Raw genomic sequence first — 19800 nt, 5'->3', positions numbered from 1 at the left:
GAGCACCTCCAGCACCGCTGGAGGTCTCGACAACGGATGGTCAACCGATCTCGGACTAACCGGCCTTGCCGATGCCGATCGTGACCTGCGATCCGGGCTTGACGGCGGCTCCGGCGCCGGGATCGCTGGACTGCACGAGACCCACCTTGCCCGGGTCGCTCACGGCGACGTTGACGGTCTTCACCGAGAACGTTCCCTTGAGCTGGTTCTTCGCGTCAGCCTCCGAGAGGCCGACGACATCGGGCATCAGCACCATCGCGCCGTTCGAGGTGTACGCCGTGATCACGGATCCGCGTGGGGCGTTGCCCGAGGGGTTGGTGCTGGTCACCTGGCCTGCGGGCAGTTCGGAGTCCTGCGCGCCACCCTTGGCGAACCCGAATCCGGCGTCTTCAATCAGATCCTGAGCCTCCTCAAGCGACTTGCCTCGCACATCGGGCACGGCCGCCGAGAACGTCCTCAGTGACGACGGATCGGCGTCCGGGAACCCGTCTCCGCCGTACTTGGCATTTGCCACCGACATGATCGCGGGCCACATCTGGTGACGGATGACGGCTGCCTGCGTGCTGTTGAAGAACGTGTTACGCAAGTTCACATGGCCGGTGACGTTGAACACACCCACTGTCGTGGCGACCTTCGTGCTCGCACCGCTCATCCAGGTGGCCTCGGCGTTGTCTGTCGTTCCGGTCTTGCCGATCATCGGAACCTGCGGGTAGGTCGCCCTGTTCGACTGACCTCCCGTTCCCTGAGACATCACGCGCTGCATTGCATAGGCCATGGCCGCGGTCACCTTCGGGTCCACGGTCTGGGCGCACTCGGCGGACGGCGGCGTGAGCGCGGTGCCGTCATGCTTCACGATCTTGTCGATGACGATCGGCTTGCAGACCGTGCCATTGGCGGCGACACCGGCGAAGGCCTCGGCCATGGTCAGGGGCGCGATCTCATTCGTGCCGAGAACGGTCGCCGCACTGTGAAGCAGCTCGGTGCCGTCGGCACGGTGAATGCCGAACGTCTTGGCTGTTGCCCCGATGGCGCACAGGTCGAGCTTCTTCGCCATGGCGATGAATCCGGTGTTCTCCGAATCGTACGTGTTCTTGAGTGCCGTCCACACCCCGCCGTTGCCGCCCTCGTCGTTCACGGGAGAGAACCCGGGGTAGGACTGCGGTCCATTGCAGCTGTCATTGAACGAGCCCCAATCGGAGCGACGGCGGGCGTCCACGACTTCGTTGAGGGAGTGCCCCTCCTTGATCCACTCCGCCAGGGTGAAGATCTTGTACGTCGAGCCGGGCTGGAAGCCGCTGGATCCGCCGTACTCGAGGTCGGTGTTGTAGTTCACCGCTGTGAAGTTGTTGCCCTTGGCCAACTCCTCGGAGTCGTTCGAGAACGACTTGTTCTGCGACATCGCCAGCACCCGTCCGGTACCCGGCTGCACCGACACAGCAGTGCCCCCGACGTCGATGTTCGGGTCGGACTGGGGCACGAACCGATAGAGGGCATCCGCTGCAGCATGCTGCAGATCGAGATCGAGGGTCGTGTAGATGTCCAGGCCGCCTCGGCTGAGCAGCTTCTTGCGATCCTCCTGTGTCTTCCCGAAGGCCTCGTTGTTCATCACCGTCCAGTACACGTAGTCGCAGAAGAAGGCGGCGTCTTTCGCGGTCGAGCATCCAGTACTCGGCGTCTTGATCGCGGGAGCGATCGGCGTCTTGATCGCCGCGTCGTACTCCTCCTTCGTGATCTTCTTGTACTTGAGCATGCTGTCGAGGATGTAGTCGCGACGCTCCTTGGTCGCGGCGTACGGCACGACCTTGCCCTTGACCTTCGTGGCCGCACCGTTCGTCTCACTGTCGGGCTTGTCGAGGCGGAATTTCTCCGGGTTGTTCACGATCGCCAGCAGCGCCGCCGCCTGCTCCAGCTTCAGGTCCTTCGCGGGCACACCGCCGAAGTAATACTGTGACGCGGCCTGGATGCCGTAGACCCGGCCGCCGAAGCCGGCGATGTTGAGGTAGCCCTTGAGGATGTCGTCCTTGGAGTACTTCTTCTCCAGGCCGATCGCGAGCCGCATCTCCTTGAGCTTGCGGTCGGGAGTCGGGTCGGTCGCCTCCGCGTAGGCGGCCTCCTTCTCCTCCTCCGTCTTCGCCTCGAGCTCGGCCTTCTGCACCAGCACGTTCTTCACGTACTGCTGGGTGATGCTCGATCCACCCTGCGTGTCGCCCTTCAGCACATACGTGGTCAGCATCGCGCGGGCCGTGCCCTGCACGTCGATCCCGCCATGCTCGAAGAAGCGCGGGTCCTCACCGGCGACGGCGGCATCCTTCGCGTACTGCGAGATGTTCTCCCAGGTGACCTCTTCGCGGTCCTGGTCGAAGAACGACGCGAGAAGCTGCGTGGTTCCGTCGCTCCTTGTAGCGAACACATCGGTCTTCTGCGCGAGCTCGTCGATCTCGAGATAGCTCGGCAGGTTCTCGAACATGTTGATGCCGCTGGTGGCGGCCATGCCGCTCACCGCCAGGGCGGGGGTCACGGCGGCCGTCACGAGGACCGCGGCCCCGGCACTCACAGCGACGAAGCCCAGAAAGCCCCCAAGAGCTCCGAGCGGGCTCGGCCTATGGCTGGCGCCACCTCCATTAGCGGACATCGAACCTGCCACGAACTCCCCCAAAATGCACTGCGGTGATGCCTGTGCTGTGCGAGCGCGCGCAGGCTTAGCCAAAACCTACGCGATTTCCGTCGAAATCTGGGGGTCGACGGTCCGCCGATGCGACTTTGAAACCTGGTCGCGCATCGGTCGGCAGCCTTGGGAGGCCGTCCGGCATACGATCACACGCTCGCGTCGTCGTATCGTGGAAGGGATGGAAGTCCGACGCCGCGAGGGAGGTCGAGGATGAGCGAGGACCCGCAGCGCGCCGCATGGCAGTACAGGATCGATCAGATCGCCCGCGAGGAGGCGATAGCCAGAGGCGAAGACCCTGATGCGGCCGAGTCGGCGTCTGAACCAGCCGTACCCTCGACCCGGGCTGAGCGCTCCGCCTACGTCGAGAACTCGATCCAGCAGGCCATCCGGCGCGGCGAGTTCGACAACCTTCCCGGCGCTGGAAAGCCCCTCGAGGGACTGGACGGTCAGCACGACCCCGACTGGTGGATTCGTCGAAAGATCGAGCGCGAGCAACTCACCGGGCTGGGTCCGCCCGCGCTGACACTGCGCGTCGAACATGCCCAGCTCGAGGACACGCTGGATCGCCTGCACCGGGAATCAGATGTGCGCGACGCCGTCGAAGGATTCAACCGGCGTGTGATCGAGGCGCGGCGGCAGCTCCTCGGCGGACCGCCGGTGGTGACGCCGACGCGAGACGTCGACCACGAGGTGCACACCTGGCGGGCGCGCCGCGAAGCCCGGGAGCGTCAGGCAGCCGATGCGAGCTCGCAGCTCGACCAGGAGCGGAGGCAACCGAGACGCCCGTGGTGGCGGCGTACCCGCGGCTGACGTCTCACACGCATCGGGAATTCCGAAGGGACGAGGCCGGCCTGGCTGAGCCGCCCTCGAAAGGGGGCTGAACCATGGGGGTGTCGCCCGCGCTGGCACCTCGAGCCGATCGCTAGAGTTGCAGCCGATCCGCGGACAGGCCTGTCCGGATTGATGTGTCGAAGACGATCCCTCCGAGAAAGCACGCCGATGACCCACACTCCCACGCCACCGCCTCTGCCTCTCGGCTGGCACCCTGCCCCAGACGGATCGTCGGCGATGTGGTGGTGGGACGGCGCCCGGTGGATCCAGCCTCAGAACGAGCCGTCGCCCGCGCCGACGAGCGCCGTCGCCATCGCGAGGCTGGCGATCGCGACGCAGGTGCTGCTCGTCATCTCCGCCGTGACGTCCGTCGTCACCATAGGAATCGAGACATTCGGAATCAACGCTGCCTCGCGCTATCTCGGTGGTGACGAGTCCGCCATCCGGATGATCGACAGCTACGACCAGCTCAGCTCTGTTTTCGGCATCCTGTCGAGTCTCAGTCTTCTGGCCACCGGCGTGCTCTGGATGATCTGGCAGTATCGGGTCGCGAAGCAGTTCATCGGCCTCACGCGGCGCTCGCCCGGCTGGCACGTCGGATCCTGGATCCTCCCCGTCGTCAACCTCTGGTTCCCGTACCAGAACATCGCAGACCTCTGGCGAGCTGTGGGGCGTACTCGGCCCTCGTGGCAGATCGTCTGGTGGCTGCTCTGGGTGCTCAGCAACACCGTGTCCACGCAGGCGAGCCGATTGACCCTGAATGCCCAGGACCTCGAACAGTTCCAGCTCGCCATGTCGATGAGCATCGTCGCCGAGACCCTCCTGCTGGCTGCCGCGCCGTTGGCCTGGCTGACCGTCCGTGGCATCACGCAGGGCATCCTCCATCGTTCCTCCGCACCGGTCGTACTGGCGCCGGCCGTCTGACATAGGCGGTGGTCGCCCGCGCTCGAGTGTGAGCGGGGCGCCGCACACCCGGAGCGGGCACGCTCAGTGCGAGCGGCCGAGCCTCTTGCGCAGCAGTTCGATGCGTGCCTGCAACTGCGTGACGCTGGCCTGCGGAACGGCGGGCCCTCCGCACAGCCGACGCAGTTCGGTGTGGATCATCGCGTGCGGCTCCCCCGACAGCTTCGACCACATGCCGACCAGGCTCGAGAGCAGAGTGCGCTGCTCCTTGATGGTGCGGTACAGCGGGACATCTTCCGGTTCGGCATCCTCCGGAGCATTCCGGCGCCGATCCGTCGCCCGTCGGGCCTGGCGTGCCTGACGGGTGCGCAGCAGGTCTGAGACCTGCTCGGGCTCCAGAAGCCCCGGGATGCCGATGAAGTCGAGCTCCTCGAGGCTGCCGGGCTCCGCGAGATCGCCGTACTCGTGACCGTCGAAGAGCACCCTGTCGAAGTCCGCACTCGCGGCCAGCGCCTCGAAGCTGAACTCGTCGGTGAGAGCCTCCGAGGCCCGGTCCTCCTTGTTCGCCGAGGCGACCATCGCGTCTTCGGGGTTGTACATGTCCCCCTCGGCCTCGTCGTCACGACGCCGATCGAGGGCGTGGTCGCGCTCGAGTTCGAGGGCGGAGGCGAGGGCCATGAGAATCGGCACGTTCGGCAGGAACACGGATGCCGTCTCTCCACGACGGCGGGCCCGCACGAAGCGACCGATGGCCTGGGCGAAGAACAGCGGAGTCGACGAGCTCGTCGCATAGACGCCCACGGCGAGGCGCGGCACGTCGACGCCCTCGGAGACCATGCGCACGGCGACCAGCCAGCGGCTGGTGTTGCCGGCGAACTGCTCGATCCTGTCGCTGGCCTCCTTCTCGTCGGAGAGCACGACCGTCGGCGGCTGGCCGGTGATGTCCTGCAGGATCGCCGCATAGGCACGCGCCATCGTCTGGTCGGTCGCGATCACGAGGCCGCCGGCATCCGGGATCGTGTGACGCACTTCGGTGAGACGGCGATCGGCAGCGCGCAGCACCGCCGGGATCCACTCCCCCTTCGGCTCGAGTGCCGTGCGCCAGGCCTGCGAGGTGATGTCCTTGGTGTTGCCCTCGCCGAGCCTGGCCTCCATCTCGTCGCCGGCGCGCGTGCGCCACTTCATCGAGCCGTTGTAGACCATGAACATCACGGGGCGCACGACGCCGTCGGCGAGAGCACGGCCGTAGCCGTAGTTGTAGTCGGTCAGCGAGGTGCGGATTCCGTGCTCATCGGGCGCGTACTGCACGAACGGGATGGGCGCCGTATCGGAGCGGAACGGCGTTCCCGTGAGGGAGAGCCGGCGAGTGGCCGGCTCGAAGGCCTCGCGGATGGCGTCACCCCAGCTGAGGGCGTCACCGCCGTGGTGCACCTCGTCGAGGATCACGAGGGTGCGACCCGACTGGGTGAGCTCGCGGTGCAGGGCGGCGCGGGCGGCGACCTGCGCGTAGGTGACGGCGATGCCGTGGAAGTGCCTGCCGTAGCTGCCGTGGGCATTGCGGAAGTACGGATCGAGTCGGATGCCGGCCCTGGCCGCGGCATCCGCCCACTGCTTCTTGAGGTGCTCGGTGGGCGCGACGACGGTGATGCGGTCGATGATGCCGCGACCGCGGAGCTCCGCCGCCAGACGGAGCGCGAACGTGGTCTTGCCCGCGCCGGGCGTCGCGGCGGCGAGGAAGTCGCGCGGCTGCTTCTCGAAGTAGGCGTCGAGGGCCTCGGCCTGCCAGGCACGCAGCTTGGTGGCGGTTCCCCAGGCGGCGCGATCGGGGAAGGCCGGGGAGAGATGCTCTGCTGCTGCGGTTCCCGGGATGGGGCCTTCCGGCAGCGCTGTACTCACTGGCCCAAATCTACCCGAGTCGGCCGACACTCGACTGCGCGGGGCGTCTCCCCGGGCGGCTCGGGGTCCACCTCGGGCGTGTCACGGCGAGGCCGAGTGGCGCGGCCGAGGGCGAGTGTCGCAGCCGACTCGGTGGGAATGCGGTCGGCGGATGGCGCTCACGCCGCCACCGCGCAGAACGTGCGTGCGCCACGAGGGCGAGAGTGTGCAGAATGGAGGAGCTATGACGAGTGAAACGAGTTCCGGTCCCCTCCATCCCTGGTCGCGCTATGTGGCGCTGGGCGACTCGTTCACCGAAGGCATCGGCGATCCTGAGCCGAGTCGACCGGGTGGCCATCGCGGCTGGGCCGATCGCGTCGCGGAGGTGCTCGCGCAGGGCTCGGACGACTTCGCCTACGGCAATCTGGCCGTGCGCGGCAAGCTCATCCAGCAGATCCTCGACGAGCAGGTCGAGCCGGCTCTGGCGCTGCGGCCCGATCTCATCACCATCTCGGCGGGCGGCAACGATGTCATCCGTCCGGGCTCCGATCCCGACCTGGTGTCGGGCAAGTTCGAGCAGATCATCGAGCGCCTCACCAGCGATCGTGCCACGGTCGTCATCTTCACGGCGACGGATGTCGGTTTCTCACCCGTGTTCCGCGGCATCCGCGGCAAGGTGGCCATCTACAACGAGAACATCCGCACCATCGCCACGAGATACGACTGCGTCGTGGCCGACCAGTGGGGCTTCACGCCCATCCAGGACACGCGCATGTGGGCGCCCGATCGCCTGCACCTGAACCCACTCGGACACCACGAGGTGGCGCGGCTCGTGCTCTCCTCGCTCAACGTGGAGAACTCGCTCGAGCCCCTGAAGCCCGAGCCGCTGCCGACGGCGACCTGGCGACAGGCTCGCGGTGAGGACATCCAGTGGGCGAGGGAGTACCTGGTGCCGTGGGTGCTGCGCCGCATCCGTCACCAGTCGTCGGGTGATCACGTGCTGCCGAAGCGGCCGGATGCCGTTCCCTACGAGGTTCTGGACGTCGACTCCGTCGGGTGATCGAGTAGCGCCCGAGCGCAGCGCCTGCTCCGCTCGCTGAGGGCCGAGCGGAGCGACCGCCCGAAGCGCGCCTGGGACGCGCTTCGGCCGCGACTGCGTCGGGCCTCAGCGAGCGGGTCAGGCCGTGTGCGTCCTACCCCGCCAGCTCCCCCGGATGGCTCAGGCGCCAGCCTGCATCCGGCCCCTTGATGGAACCCATCAGCACGAGCGGCACCTCGATGGTCTGCTCACCCACGGTGAAGGTCAGCGAGCCCACGGTGTCGCCGTCCGCGGCTTCCTGCACGGATCCCGCCTTCGCGACGCCACTGACAGCGGTGTCCGACCAGGTCAGAACCGACGCGGCCTTCGCACTCACGGCCGTCGCGGTGTCGCCCCACAGCGACGTGTAGGTGGCCGCCGGCGCCCCCTCGGTCGTCAACTGCACCTCGTGGAACCCGGCGGCGACCCCGTCGAGCACTGTGCCGACAGCCGCGTCGAGCACATCGTGGTCGCCCATCGAGGCTCCGCCGAGCAGGGTGCCGACCACCGTGACCGATTGCGAGCCGACGGTGTACTTCGCGGAGAAGAGCAGCGTGGCGCCGGAGTTGTCGTTGGTGCCGGTCTTGATGCCGTCGACGCCGTGAGTGCCCAGCATCTTGTTGGTGTTCTGCACGACCCCCACGCCCGGGATGTCGGCGCTCTTCTGCGACACGATCGAGGTCAGGGTCGGGTCGGCCACGGCGATCTTCGCCAGAGCGACCAGGTCCGTCGGGCTGCTCGCGCTGGAGTCGGAGAGGCCGCTGGTGTCGGCGACGGTGGTGTTCGTGAGGCCCTGGTCGGCGACCCACTTCTGGGCGGCGTCCAGGTACGCGTCCACCGATCCGAAGGCCCAGATGGCGAGCGACTGGCTGTAGTTCCCCGCCGACGGCAGGAGCATGACCGTCAGCGACTGCTTCTCGCTGAGCTCGAGGCCGGCCGAGACCGGGGCGACCGAGGCGTTCTCCGCCACCTGCTCGTAGTAGATGTCGACGTCGGCGTCCGTGTACGTGATCGTCGGCCCCTCCTCGCCCGCGGGGATGGGCTTGGCGTCGAGCACGACGAGGGCCGTGATCACCTTGGTGATGCTCGCGATCGGCACGGCGGCATCCGGGTCCCCGTGCGAGCCGAGAAGCCCGTCGAAACCGACGGCGCCGACTGCTCCGCTGCCGAAGTCGGGCCACGTCAGTTGGGCTGCCGGCTGTGTGGCGACCGTCGGTTGGGTGACGGATGCCGCTGTCGCGGGAACCGCCGCCGTGAGCGTGGTCGTGCCGTAGATGACAGCGGCGAGAACGAGGGCGAGAGCGCTGAACACGAGGATTCTGCGACGTCGATAGACCTGGCGTCGGGAGAGGGGCATCGGATCAGTCTAGGTCGGCGGACCTGTGCTCCCGGTCGACGCGCAGGGCGTACGCGACGACGGCGCTGGCCGAGGCGACGTTGAGCGAATCGACCCCGTGCAGCATCGGGATCGTGACGACGGTGTCGGCCGCTGCGAGGGCCGTGCGGCTCAGTCCGTCGCCCTCGCTGCCGAAGACGAGAGCGATGCGCTCGGGAGCGTCGGCTGCGTAGTCGGGCAGGCTCACCGCGTCATCGGCCAGGGCGAGCGCGGCGATCTCGAAGCCGGCGTCGTGCAGCAGAGCGGTCGCCTCGTCCCACTCGGGCAGACGTGCCCACGGCACCTGCAGCACCGTGCCCATGCTCACGCGCACGCTGCGGCGGTAGAGCGGATCGGCGCACCGCGGGGTGACGAGCACGGCGTCGACGCCGAGGCCGGCCGAAGAGCGGAAGATGGCGCCGACGTTCGTGTGGTCGACGATGTCCTCGAGGATGACGACGCGTCGGGCATCCTTCAGGAGCTCGGCGACCGACGGGTTCTCCGGCCTGTGCATGGCCGCCAGCGCGCCGCGGTGCAGGTGGTAGCCCGTGAGCTGCTCGAGCAGCTTCGCCTCACCCACGAACACGGGAACGTCAGGGAAGTCCGCCAGCAGAGGCTCGACATCCGCCAGCCACTTCTCCTGGAGCAGAACGGAACGCGGAACGTGGCCGGCCGCCAGCGCCCGCGTGATGACCTTCGTCGACTCCGCGATGTAGAGGCCGCCCTCGGGCTCGGTGACTCGCCGTAGGGCGACGTCGGTGAGGCGCGCGTAGTCGGAGAGGCCGTCGGCCTCGAGGTCGGTGATGCGGATGACGTGCACGGGTTCCCCTCGTTCGGTACCCCATCGTCGCAGCCTGCGAAACAATCCGGAAAACTGCAGTGCCTAGACTCGTTACACCGGCGAAGGAGTGGGATGACCGACACGGTTCTGGAACTGACCGACGAGCAGCGCCTCGGAGTGAGCGCTGCCGTCGACCTCATGCGTGGTCGCTCGACCCTGGTGCTGACCGGCGCCGGCGTCTCGACCGACTCCGGAATCCCCGACTATCGCGGCGCCGGGGCACCGGTGCGCAATCCGATGACGTTCCAGCAGTACCTAGCCGACGACCGGTACCGCCGCCGCTACTGGGCCGGCAGCCACCTCGGCTGGCGCCGTTTCGCCCAGGCCGGACCCAACGCCGGGCATCGACTGCTCGCCGAGCTCGAGGCATCCGGAGCCGTCAGCGGCATCGTCACGCAGAACGTCGACGGCCTGCACACCCGCGCCGGATCGACGCGGGTGGTGCCTCTGCACGGCTCGATGGACAGCGTGGTCTGCCTGCACTGCGGGCAGTTCTTCGCTCGGTCCGACATCGCCCAGCGGCTGACGGATGCGAATCCCTGGCTCACCGAGGACGAGGCGGCGCGCCTCGCACCCGACGGCGACGCCGATGTCACCGAGATCGATGCGTTCATCGTGCCCGAGTGCACGGTGTGCGGCGGGATGCTGAAGCCCGACGTGGTGTTCTTCGGCGAGTTCGTGCCGCGCGAGAGGTTCCGCGAGGCGCAGGCCATGCTCACGGCATCCGATGTCCTGATGGTCGCCGGGTCGTCGCTGGTCGTGAACTCCGGCATCCGCCTCGTCGAGCAGGCACGCCGGCAACGCACGCCGATCATCGTCGTGAACCGCGGGATCACCAAGGGCGACGGCCGCGCCGCCGTGAAGATCGACGCCGGCACCACCGAGGTGCTGCGCTCGATCGCCGAGCAGCTCGCCGCCTGACCTCGGCGGTCCGCCGCACCCGCGAAAGCAGGCCGGATCGGCGTTCCGGAGCGGGAACAGGCTGGTCTGGCCTGTTCTCGGCGATCCCACCTGTTCTCGCGCGCCCGAAGAACCGTTGTCAGCGCTGGCGTCGACGCGCCACGGTCTCCTCGAGCACACCGAGCAGGGTGCGGGCGGATGCCGCCCACGTGAAGCTCGCTGCGCGCTCGAGCCCGAGCGTCGACCGTCGCTGCCACTCCCCCGGCTCGTCGAGCCGGATCACAGCGGCTGCGAGGGCCCGGGCATCGTCGACGTCGAAGTAGAGTGCAGCGTCGCCACCGATCTCGCGGAAGATCGGGATGTCGCTGACGACGACCGGCGTTCCGACGCTCATGGCTTCGACGAGCGGGATGCCGAAGCCCTCGTCGCGCGATGCCGTCACGAGAGCCGTCGCCGCGCGCAGGGTCTCGGCGTACTCGGCGTCCGTCGCGCCGTCGTGGAAGACCAGCAGCGCGGAGGGGGCGAGCTTCTGCAGTCGCGCGCGCTCGGCCTCGCTCACCCGGCTCATCAGGTGCAGCTCCGTTCCGGGCAGCGTCGCCACGGCGCGAACGAGGGTGTCGACGTTCTTGTACGGCATGTACGAGCCCATGTAGACGAGCCGGCGCACGGTGGGCGCCTCGCGCCGCGCGAGCGCGTCGTCGGAGTCGAGAGCTGCGAGCGGCGCTGCGGCGTTCGACACCACGGTGACCGGCTTGCGTGTGAGGTCGTGCTCGGCGATGAGCGCCGCCGTCGTGTTCGATACCGTGACCACGCCGTCGGCACGGTTCAGCAGCATTCGCTGCGGCCACCAGGCCAGGTGGTAGAGCCGCCACAGCAGCCTGATGGGCGCGGCGAGGTCGCGCGGGGGCGTGCGGTTCCGGTAGTAGATCAGGTCGTGCACCGTGAGCAGCAGCGCGTAGCGGCGACCCCACGACCCCATCGTCTGCATGGGCGTGAACACGACATCGGGGCGCAGCTTGTTCACGGCGCGCGCCACCAGCGGCTCGGCTGCGCTCGTCGGCGAGGAGACCAGCTGCCACGGCAGGTCGGGCAGCATCGCGAGCTGGCGGTGATCGCTGATGAGCATGGTCACCGGATGCAGCTTCGCGAGCTCTGTCAGGAGGTTCGCCGTGTACCGGCTGATGCCGTCGTGGTGGTCGACCCGCGTGTAGCGGGCGTCGAAGACGATCTTCACGATGCCGCCGGAGTCGCCGGGTCGGAGGTGCCGGCCGGGTCGGAGGTGCCGGCCGGGTCGGAGGTGCCGGCTGCGTCGGCGGGCACGGCGAGGAACGCCGCGATCTGCTGGGCGGCTTCGCGGGGCGTCTCGTAGTGGATCAGGTGGCCGACGTCGGGGATGACGTGGAGGGCGGCATCCGGGAACAGCTTCTGCACGTCGTGTTGGGCCGAGACCGAGGTGATGTCGTCCTTGTCGGCGGCGATCAGCAGGGTGCGCGTCGGGATGGCGGCAGCGTATTCGCTCACGTCGTGGCTGACCGAGGCGCGGAACGCCTCGAGCACGACATCGCGATCGCTGAACGCGGAGAAGTACTGGTCGTGCTGGTCGTGCACGAAGCGTCGCAGCTCGGCATCGTGGGTCTTCACCATGGTCACGCTCATGATGCGCACGATGGCCCGGTTGCGGAGCAGGGCGAAGCCCACCTTCTCGGGGAGGGCGGCCGACGCCTGGTAGTAGAACACCGCGAGCCGCGTCATCACGCCACGCGGGCCGCGCAGGGCCGGCGCGGCGATCGGGTTGACCAGAATCACGTCGTCGACGACGAGTCCGGCGGCGAGGGCGGCCGAGGAGATGATCGAGCCGAAGGAGTGTCCGAGAAGCACGACGCGGCCGGAGAGCCCGAGCCCGGCGATGAACGCTGTGAGCCAGGCCGCGTAGCCGTCGATGTCGTGCGCGCTCCGCAGGGGCGCCGACGCGCCGAATCCCGGGAGGTCGGGAGTGATGATGTGGCGGCCCGGTAGCTGCGCGACGACAGGTTCGAGCCCGTGGTGATCACCGCGGAAGCCGTGCACCAGGACGATGGTCTCGTCGCTTGCTGCGTCGCCGTACTCCCAGTAGCGCGTCTCGGATCCGAGCACCTGAAGCGTGCGTTCGACGACGGGGATGCGCTCGAGCTGCGCGGCGTAGGGCGAGGAGACTGACATCTCCCCCAGTTTAGGCCGCGTCCTCGCAGCGGGCTGGATGTGCGCTGAGCGCGCCGACCTAGACTCTGCTCATGAGGACCGAGCCGCACATTCCGCTCATCGTCGTGCTCGGCGGAACAGGTCGCGCCGGGCGCGCCGTCGTCGTGGAGGCCCTCGCGAGGGGCGTGCGCGTTCGCGGCGTGAGCCGGTCATCGGTGGCGATGGATGCCTCTATTCCCGGCGCGGAATATGCGACGGCCGACATCGTCTCGGGAGTCGGGCTGATCGAGGCACTCACCGGAGCCGACGCGATCATCGACGCGACGGACGGTGTCATCGGCCGAGCGCAGGAGACGCTGGTGAGAGGACCGCGCGTTGTCGCTGCCGCCGCGCGCGTCGCCCGTGTCCGTCGCCTCGTCCTGCTCTCGATCATCGGCGTCGACCGGGGTGTCTCCGGCTACTACACGGCGAAGACGGCCCAGGAGCATGCGTACCGCGACTCCCGGCTCGACGTCTCGATCGTGCGCGCGACCCAGTTCCACGACTTCGTCGATCGGCTCTTCGGGCTGGCGCCGTTCGGCTGGACCACCGAGCTGCGGGGAACCACCTTCCAACCCATCGCCGTGCGCGACGTCGCGGCCCGGCTGGTCGACGAGGCCCTGGTGCCGTCCGGCCGCGAACGCCTGCACACCATCGCGGGTCCCGAGGTGCTCTCGTCGCGCGTCATCGCCTCGCTGCGGCGCTCGGCCCACGGCGGGCGGGGGCCGATCATCGCGCTCCCGGCGGCCGGGGCGATCCTCGGCTTCTTCAGCACCGGCCTCAACCTCGCCCCCGAGCTCACAAGCGGAACCGAGACCTTCGCGGAGTGGCTCACAGGCGATGTCGGCGGCCCTGCATACTCTGACCCTGTGACCACCACAACCACCGCGACCTGGGCCTCCACGCTGGCCGTCTTCGACCTCGAGACCACCGGCATCGACGTCGAGACGACGCGCATCGTCACGGCGACGCTCGCCGTGCTCGACGCCGATGGCGTGGTGGTCGATCGCACCGACTGGCTCGTCGATCCCGGCATCGTCATCCCCGACGGCGCCGCCGAGATCCACGGCATCACGACCGAGCACGCCCGCATCTACGGCCGAGTCGCCTCCGAGGCCATCGCCGAGATCGTCGCGGCCATCCGCTCCCAGCTCGCCGGCGGCATCCCGCTCGTCGCCTACAACGCCGCCTACGACCTGTCCGTACTCGACCGTGAGGCGCGGCGCTACGGTATCCCCCCGCTCGTCTCCCCCGGCCCCGTCGTCGATCCTCTCGTCATCGACAAGGCCGTCGACACCTACCGCAAGGGCAAGCGCACGCTCACCGCCGCCGCCGAGCACTACGGGGTCGTGCTCGACAATGCACACGACGCCGGAGCCGATGCCATCGCCGCCGGCCACGTCGCGCAGGCCATCGCCCGCCGCTACCCGCACGCTCTGACCATCACGGCCGAGGAGCTCCACGCGCGCCAGGTCGACTGGTGCCAGGCTCAGGCCGAGAGCTTCCAGAGCTACATGCGTCGCACGAAGGACCCGGAGTTCACCACCTCGGGTGCGTGGCCGGTGCGCTGAGTCAGGGCGCCGGGGTGACTCCACGCCCGAACGTGAACGCGCGGATGACCTGCATCACTCCGAGCACGATCAACGCGATCCCCGTCACCAGGAACAGCAGTTGGGCGCCCCAGACCGGCGCGAACAACAGAGCGGCACCGGCGATGATGCTCACGATCGCGATGAAGATCGCCCATCCCCTCGATGGTGCGTCGCCGAGCTGGGCGAGCGTCGCTATCCCCTCGACGATCCACAGGATGCCGATCACGATGCCCAGGAGGACGGCGAGGAACGCCACAGTGCCCGACAGGTTCGCGAATGCCAGCCAGGCCCCGATCAGGAACAGCACGCCGAGGATGATGTCGAGCGCCCTCGCTCCACCCGCGATGCCACGGGCGAATATACCGACGGCCACGTAGACGAGGCCGGCGACGACGAAGTAGATGCCGAGGAGGACGGCAATCGTCGTGGCCGCCGCCTGCGGTTGGAATGTGATCAGCAGGCCGATGATGAGGGCGATCGCCCCGCCCACGCCGAGCGCGATGCGGATGGTGGTGACAGCTGATGCCGTGAGTTCTGCCGAGTCGAGCGAGAACGCGCTCAGCGCCGAACCGGATTCACTGGACATCTGATACCTCCTGAAGTGATCGGTGATCCCGGTGCTCTCATGGAGAGCACCGGGATCGTTCCTGTCAGTCGTCGATCGTGGCGAGCTCACGTCCGTGGGCGGTGACCGCGTAGATGACGAGCACGTCGAACGCAATGACGATGAGTGCCCACCACGGCTGGGCCGGAACGAGGAGCAGCTGCCCGATGGCGCTGAGGGCGGCGACGATGATGGCCACGACCCGCGCCCAGGTCGCGCCCGTGAACAGGGCGAGGCCGGTCAGGACGAGGAGCGCACCGATGATGAGGTTCCACCATCCCCAGCCGGTCAGGTCGAACAGGAACAGTGTCCCGTTCTCGACGGCGTAGTAGTAATTGGATCCGATCAGTGCGACGAATCCCTGGATGAGGCTGAACACACCGCTCAGGATCAGGATGATGGCGGCGAAACCGACCCACCCCACCCATCCACTCGTGGTCTTGACGTCGGTCATGATTCTCACTCTGCACTTTCGATCACCGACCGGCGAGAGCGCCGGACGGATGTGGCTTGCTTACCGCTGGACGGTCTCACCGATCGCCGTCGGATGGGACCTCGTCCGTGTGCCCGGTCGAGGCCGCGAACTCTCGGACGAACAGTGTCTGCGCGACGATCATGCGCTCGATCTCCGCAGGATCGACCGATTCATCCGACGCGTGAATGCGTGACCTCTCCGTATCCTCGACACCCCACAGCACGATCGCGGCGTTCGGTGACACCTTCTTGAGCGAGGCCACGAGAGGGATGGACGCGCCACTGCCGATCGACTCGACGTCGGCGCCGTAGGCCTGCTCGAGAGCATCCTTCGCGGCGACGATCGCCGGATGCGACTCCTCGACCTCGAAGGGGTTGCCGACCTTCACCCGCTCGACGACCACCTCGCAGTTCCACGGGCGTTGGGCACGCAGATGCCCCATCAATGCCTCGAGCTGAGCCTCGGCATCCGAGCCCGGAATCACGCGCATGGAGAGTTTCGCCGTCACCTCCGGGAGGAGGACGTTGGACGCCTCGGCCGTGTTCGGCAGGTCCATGCCCAGCACCGTCACCGACGGCTTCATCCAGATGCGGTCGGAGAGCGACCCCGTGCCGAGGAAGTCGACGCCGGGAAGGATCGACGAGCCGTCGCGATAGACGGCCTCGTCCATGTCGGCGCCGCCCCACGTTCCGCTGGCCACACCGGGGATGACGGTGTCGCCGTTCTCGTCGTGCAGGGTGTCGAGGATGCGCACCATCGCCGTCATGGCGTCGGGGGCCGCACCTCCGAACATGCCGGAGTGGACCGGGTTCGCCAACGTCCGCACTGTCACCGTGCACGCGACGTCGCCGCGGAGCGCTGTGGTCAATCCGGGCCGGCCCACGCGTTGCGGTCCGATGTCGGCGATCACGAAGGCGTCGGCGTCGAACAACTCGGGATTCGATTCGACGAACCCCTCGAGGTGGGAGATGGTCTCCTCTTCACCCTCGACGAGGATCTTGATCGTGCACGGCCAGGAGGAGGCGAGCAGCTTCAGGGTCGCCCAGTGGATCACGAGGCCTGATTTGTCGTCGGCGGCACCCCGCCCGTAGATGCGGCCATCGTCCTTCGTCACCGGTTCGAAGGGCTCACTGGACCAGCCTTGGCTCTCCGGCGCCGGTTGCACGTCGTAGTGCGCGTACAGGAGCACCGTCGGGGAGCCTTCGGGACCTGGGATGGTCGCATACACGCACGGGTACCCGTCTGGGACCGCGAGCAACCTGGCATCGGCCGCGCCGGCCGAGGTGAACAGTTCGACCACGGCGTCGCCCATGCGGTGCACCGGGTCCGGGTCGAATCCCGGGAACGCGACGGATGGGATGCGCACGAGATCTTCGAGCCGCTTGATCACCTCCGGCATCAGCGATGCCGCGTCGACCGTGGTTTCGTCGGTCATGTTTCCTCCTCCTCGCCCGCCCCGACGGGCGGGACTGGGTCGATCCGGATCAGGCGGGTACGACGAGCTGGATCAGGAGACCAGCCGCGACGACAGCGATCCACGACGCCAGCATCGGGATCGTGAACGAATGCCAGACGGGCACCTGGGTGAGTTTGGTCGATCCCGTGAGGTCCGTCTCGACCGAGGCGATCTGGGAGCCATTCGCCGGGAACAGCCAGACACCGATCAGGGACGGCCACATCGCGGTGATGATGCCAGGGGCGAGTCCAGCGGCCAGCGCGATCGGGATCAGGGTGTTCGTCGTCGCCGACTGGCTCGTCGTGAGGCCGCAGACGATGAAGAGGGCGACAGCGAGCAGCAGAGGGTTGGCCTCGATCATCGCGCCGAGCGGTTCGATGATGGTCTCCTCGTTCGCGGAGATGAACGTGTCGGCCATCCACGCGATTCCGAACAACGCCACCGCCGCCACGAAACCGGCCTTCAGCAGGGGCTGCTCCACCACCAGGCTCGGCTTGACCCGTCGGGCGAGGATGATCGCGAGGGCGACGGTGAACATGACCATCTCGATGATCGTGGTCATCCCTATCGCGACGACTTCGCCCTCCTCATCGGGGAACGCCGGTCGGAGGCCGGGGAACAGGCCGAACAGCACGATCAGCAGCGTGCCGGATACGAAGATGTAGGCGGAGATCGCGCCGCCCGGAGGTACAGGATGCTCGATCCGAGCGGGAGGTGCGTCCTCCGTCTTCGCGGCGCCGGAGCGAGAGCCAGGCGTCCCCGCCGTGCTCGTGGCCGCGGTCCCGCTCGACGCCGCGCCCACCTTCGCCTCGTAGCGCGCGGCCAGGGCCGCCGGCATCACGACGGTCCCGGCCTCGACCCGCTTGAGGTACACCGGGTCGTCGAGCAGGTCCTTGCCGATCCGCTGCTGCACGAACGAGGTGACGATGCAGGCGACGATGGCCGCCGGAATCGTGATGAGCAGGATCTGCGGAAGGCCGTATCCGGTGCCGTCCATCAGGACGATGTATGCGGCCATGGCGGCCGACACCGGGCTGGCCGTGATGCCCAGCCCCGAGGTGACGGTCGACGCCGCAAGCGCTCGCTCGGGGCGCTGCCCGTTCCGGTACGACGTCTCGTAGATGACCGGGATGAGTGCGAGGAAGATGTTCGAGGTGCCCGAGAGCACCGTGAAGACGAACGCGACGAGCGGGGCAACGTAGGTGAGCCGCTTCGGGTTGCGCTGGATGATCTTCGACGCGATCGCGACGAGGTAGTCGATGCCGCCCGCCGCCTGCATCGCCGAGGACGCCGTGATCACGGCGATGATGATGAAGAACGCGTCGACCGGTATGGACCCGGGCGGAAGGTGGAATCCGAACACCAGGATCACGGTGCCGACGACACCCCAGAGCCCGAGACCCAGGCCCCCGGTGCGAACGCCCATGGCGATCGCGCCCACGACGACGACTGCCTGGAGAATGATCGATACGGTTTCCATGACAGTCCCCCTGCTTCGACGGAACCAGCACCTGCGTGGAGCAACACTGCGCACGCTGGGATAAGAATGCACCCACCGAGTAGTCGAAGGGAAGAGCCGGACAGGACGGGTTTTCGACCGCCGCTTGCCGGGCACACGCCGCCAGGAGCATCATGGGCCACGACGAGGGGACGCGCCATGGCGGCTGGAACGCAGAAGCGCATGACCGTGCTGCAGGCGACATTCATCGGGGTCGGCTCGATGGTCGGCGCCGGAATCTTCGCCCTGCTCGGTGCAGCCGGCGCCGTCGCCGGCTCAGCCGTCTGGCTGTCGTTCCTCATCGCCGGCGCCATCGCCGGCCTGCAGGGTTACTCGTTCGCGAAGCTCGGCGCGAGGTACCCCTCCGGCGGCGGCCTGCTGACGTACCTCTCGAAAGGGTTCGGCGAGGGTCACATCGCCGGCATCGGCGCCTGGCTGTTCTTCACGGCCGGATCGATCGTCGTCGCCATGATCGCATCGTCGTTCGGCGGGTACGCCAGCTCGGTGGTCGCCGGCGGAGACGCAGGCTGGGCGAAGGCGCTGGGCGTCCTGCTGATCGTGGTCATGGGCTGCCTGAATGCCGTCGGCTCGACCGCGGTGGCCAGGGTGCAGTCCCTCCTGGTCACGCTGGTACTGGCGATCCTCGTCGTCTTCGCCGCTGTGACGATCGTGAACCTCGATCCGGCCCTGCTCGCCCCGAGCGACTACCCCGGAGTGCGGGAGATCATCGCCAGCGTCGCGCTCACGTTCTTCGCTTTCCTCGGCTTCGGCGTCATCACCTTCACTGCCAAGGATCTGCCGAACCCATCCCGCCAGCTTCCTCGAGCCATCTACTTCGCATTGGCCATCGCCACCACCGTGTACGTGGCCGTGGCGCTGGGCGTCTTCGGCACCCTCACCGCCGACCAGGTGGTCGAGTACGGTGCCACGGCGATCGCTGAAGCCGCCAAGCCGACACTGGGACAGGCAGGTTACGTGCTCATGGTGATCACGGCGTTGCTGTCGACGACCGGTGCCGTGAACGCCGGCCTCTATCCCTCCATCGGGATGACGCGCCACCTCGCCTCGATCGGGCAGTTCCCGCCCGTGTTCGGTCGCTCGGTCGGACGGTTCCCTGTCGGTCTCCTGGTCATGGCGGCCTTCGCCAGCATCCTCGTCGTCGGTTTCGACCTGACGAGCATCGCCTCGATCGGAAGTGCCGTCGCGTTGCTCGTCTTCTCGACAGTCTCCGTCGGACACTTCCGTCTCTACCGGGAGACGGGTGCCAGCGTCATCGTGCTCGCCATCGGACTGATCGCGACGCTGGGCACATTGATCGTCTTCTGCACGACGACGCTGGTGAATGAGCCGGCGACAGCGATCGCGCTCGTGGTGATCATCGCACTCGCCGTCCTCGTCGACCTGCTGTGGAAGCGGACGCGAACCAATCGCGAGGCCGCCGATCCGCGCGAGCAGGCCGGTTCCTGAGCGCGCCGATCAGCGGACGA

Annotated in this window: 16 protein-coding genes; 6 read left to right on the top strand and 10 right to left on the bottom strand. The window is 67.9% G+C overall.

The features are described from left to right. Positions 1-55 precede the first annotated feature (55 nt). Positions 56-2554 (bottom strand): transglycosylase domain-containing protein, encoded by a 2499-nt coding sequence (locus E4M00_RS06320; RefSeq protein WP_240036886.1) that lies wholly within the window; start codon positions 2552-2554, stop codon positions 56-58. 324 nt (positions 2555-2878) lie between these two features. On the opposite strand from E4M00_RS06320, the gene E4M00_RS06315 reads away from it, so the two are divergent. Beyond that, positions 2879-3478: a DnaJ family domain-containing protein gene (locus E4M00_RS06315; RefSeq protein WP_055818516.1), complete on the top strand. Its 600-nt coding sequence runs from the start codon at positions 2879-2881 to the stop codon at positions 3476-3478. 189 nt (positions 3479-3667) lie between these two features. Continuing rightward, positions 3668-4423 (top strand): DUF4328 domain-containing protein, encoded by a 756-nt coding sequence (locus tag E4M00_RS06310; RefSeq protein WP_167756834.1) that lies wholly within the window; start codon positions 3668-3670, stop codon positions 4421-4423. A 63-nt stretch (positions 4424-4486) separates the two neighbouring features. On the opposite strand, the gene E4M00_RS06305 is transcribed toward E4M00_RS06310, so the two are convergent. Continuing rightward, positions 4487-6298, bottom strand: coding sequence for a DEAD/DEAH box helicase (locus E4M00_RS06305; protein ID WP_135119585.1), 1812 nt, complete (start codon positions 6296-6298; stop codon positions 4487-4489). Positions 6299-6521: 223 nt separating this feature from the next. On the opposite strand from E4M00_RS06305, the gene E4M00_RS06300 reads away from it, so the two are divergent. Further along, complete coding sequence (locus E4M00_RS06300; RefSeq protein ID WP_135119584.1) at positions 6522-7337, top strand: SGNH/GDSL hydrolase family protein; 816 nt, start codon at positions 6522-6524, stop codon at positions 7335-7337. 133 nt (positions 7338-7470) lie between these two features. On the opposite strand, the gene E4M00_RS06295 is transcribed toward E4M00_RS06300, so the two are convergent. Next, positions 7471-8712: a D-alanyl-D-alanine carboxypeptidase family protein gene (locus tag E4M00_RS06295; protein ID WP_135119583.1), complete on the bottom strand. Its 1242-nt coding sequence runs from the start codon at positions 8710-8712 to the stop codon at positions 7471-7473. A gap of 4 nt (positions 8713-8716) precedes the next feature. Further along, positions 8717-9550 (bottom strand): TrmH family RNA methyltransferase, encoded by an 834-nt coding sequence (locus tag E4M00_RS06290; protein WP_135119582.1) that lies wholly within the window; start codon positions 9548-9550, stop codon positions 8717-8719. Between the two features lie 93 nt (positions 9551-9643). Here E4M00_RS06290 and E4M00_RS06285 point away from each other — a divergent pair, with 93 nt between their 5' ends. Continuing rightward, the gene (locus E4M00_RS06285; protein ID WP_135119581.1) at positions 9644-10492 is read left to right on the top strand and encodes an NAD-dependent protein deacetylase; all 849 of its coding nucleotides are present in this window, start codon (positions 9644-9646) and stop codon (positions 10490-10492) included. A gap of 118 nt (positions 10493-10610) precedes the next feature. On the opposite strand, the gene E4M00_RS06280 is transcribed toward E4M00_RS06285, so the two are convergent. Together E4M00_RS06280 and E4M00_RS06275 are read right to left on the bottom strand one after the other, a co-directional pair. After that, positions 10611-11705: a glycosyltransferase family 4 protein gene (locus E4M00_RS06280; protein WP_135119580.1), complete on the bottom strand. Its 1095-nt coding sequence runs from the start codon at positions 11703-11705 to the stop codon at positions 10611-10613. Continuing rightward, positions 11702-12670, bottom strand: coding sequence for an alpha/beta fold hydrolase (locus E4M00_RS06275; protein WP_135119579.1), 969 nt, complete (start codon positions 12668-12670; stop codon positions 11702-11704). The genes E4M00_RS06280 and E4M00_RS06275 overlap by 4 nt, the downstream gene beginning before the upstream one ends. Positions 12671-12741: 71 nt before the next feature. Here E4M00_RS06275 and E4M00_RS18215 point away from each other — a divergent pair, with 71 nt between their 5' ends. After that, complete coding sequence (locus tag E4M00_RS18215) at positions 12742-14259, top strand: NAD(P)H-binding protein (RefSeq protein WP_135119578.1); 1518 nt, start codon at positions 12742-12744, stop codon at positions 14257-14259. 1 nt (position 14260) lies between these two features. Here E4M00_RS18215 and E4M00_RS06265 read toward each other — a convergent pair whose 3' ends face one another. From E4M00_RS06265 to E4M00_RS06250, 4 genes are all read right to left on the bottom strand, one after another. Then, positions 14261-14866: an HdeD family acid-resistance protein gene (locus tag E4M00_RS06265; RefSeq protein ID WP_135119577.1), complete on the bottom strand. Its 606-nt coding sequence runs from the start codon at positions 14864-14866 to the stop codon at positions 14261-14263. A gap of 64 nt (positions 14867-14930) precedes the next feature. Next, positions 14931-15338, bottom strand: coding sequence for a DUF7144 family membrane protein (locus E4M00_RS06260; RefSeq protein WP_135119576.1), 408 nt, complete (start codon positions 15336-15338; stop codon positions 14931-14933). Positions 15339-15414: 76 nt separating this feature from the next. After that, positions 15415-16794, bottom strand: coding sequence for a M20/M25/M40 family metallo-hydrolase (locus tag E4M00_RS06255; protein ID WP_135119575.1), 1380 nt, complete (start codon positions 16792-16794; stop codon positions 15415-15417). Between the two features lie 49 nt (positions 16795-16843). Continuing rightward, the gene (locus E4M00_RS06250; RefSeq protein WP_135119574.1) at positions 16844-18295 is read right to left on the bottom strand and encodes an SLC13 family permease; all 1452 of its coding nucleotides are present in this window, start codon (positions 18293-18295) and stop codon (positions 16844-16846) included. Positions 18296-18472: 177 nt separating this feature from the next. Between E4M00_RS06250 and E4M00_RS06245 the strand changes: the two genes are divergently transcribed. After that, entirely contained in the window at positions 18473-19780 is a 1308-nt protein-coding gene (locus E4M00_RS06245) for an APC family permease (RefSeq protein WP_135119573.1), read from the top strand. Positions 19781-19800 lie beyond the last annotated feature (20 nt).

Origin of the sequence: Orlajensenia leifsoniae, assembly GCF_004570845.1 — a bacterium.
GTDB lineage: Bacteria > Actinomycetota > Actinomycetes > Actinomycetales > Microbacteriaceae > Orlajensenia > Orlajensenia leifsoniae.
Note: the sequence above shows the minus strand (reverse complement) of the source record. Positions and strands in the feature narration are given on the sequence as shown.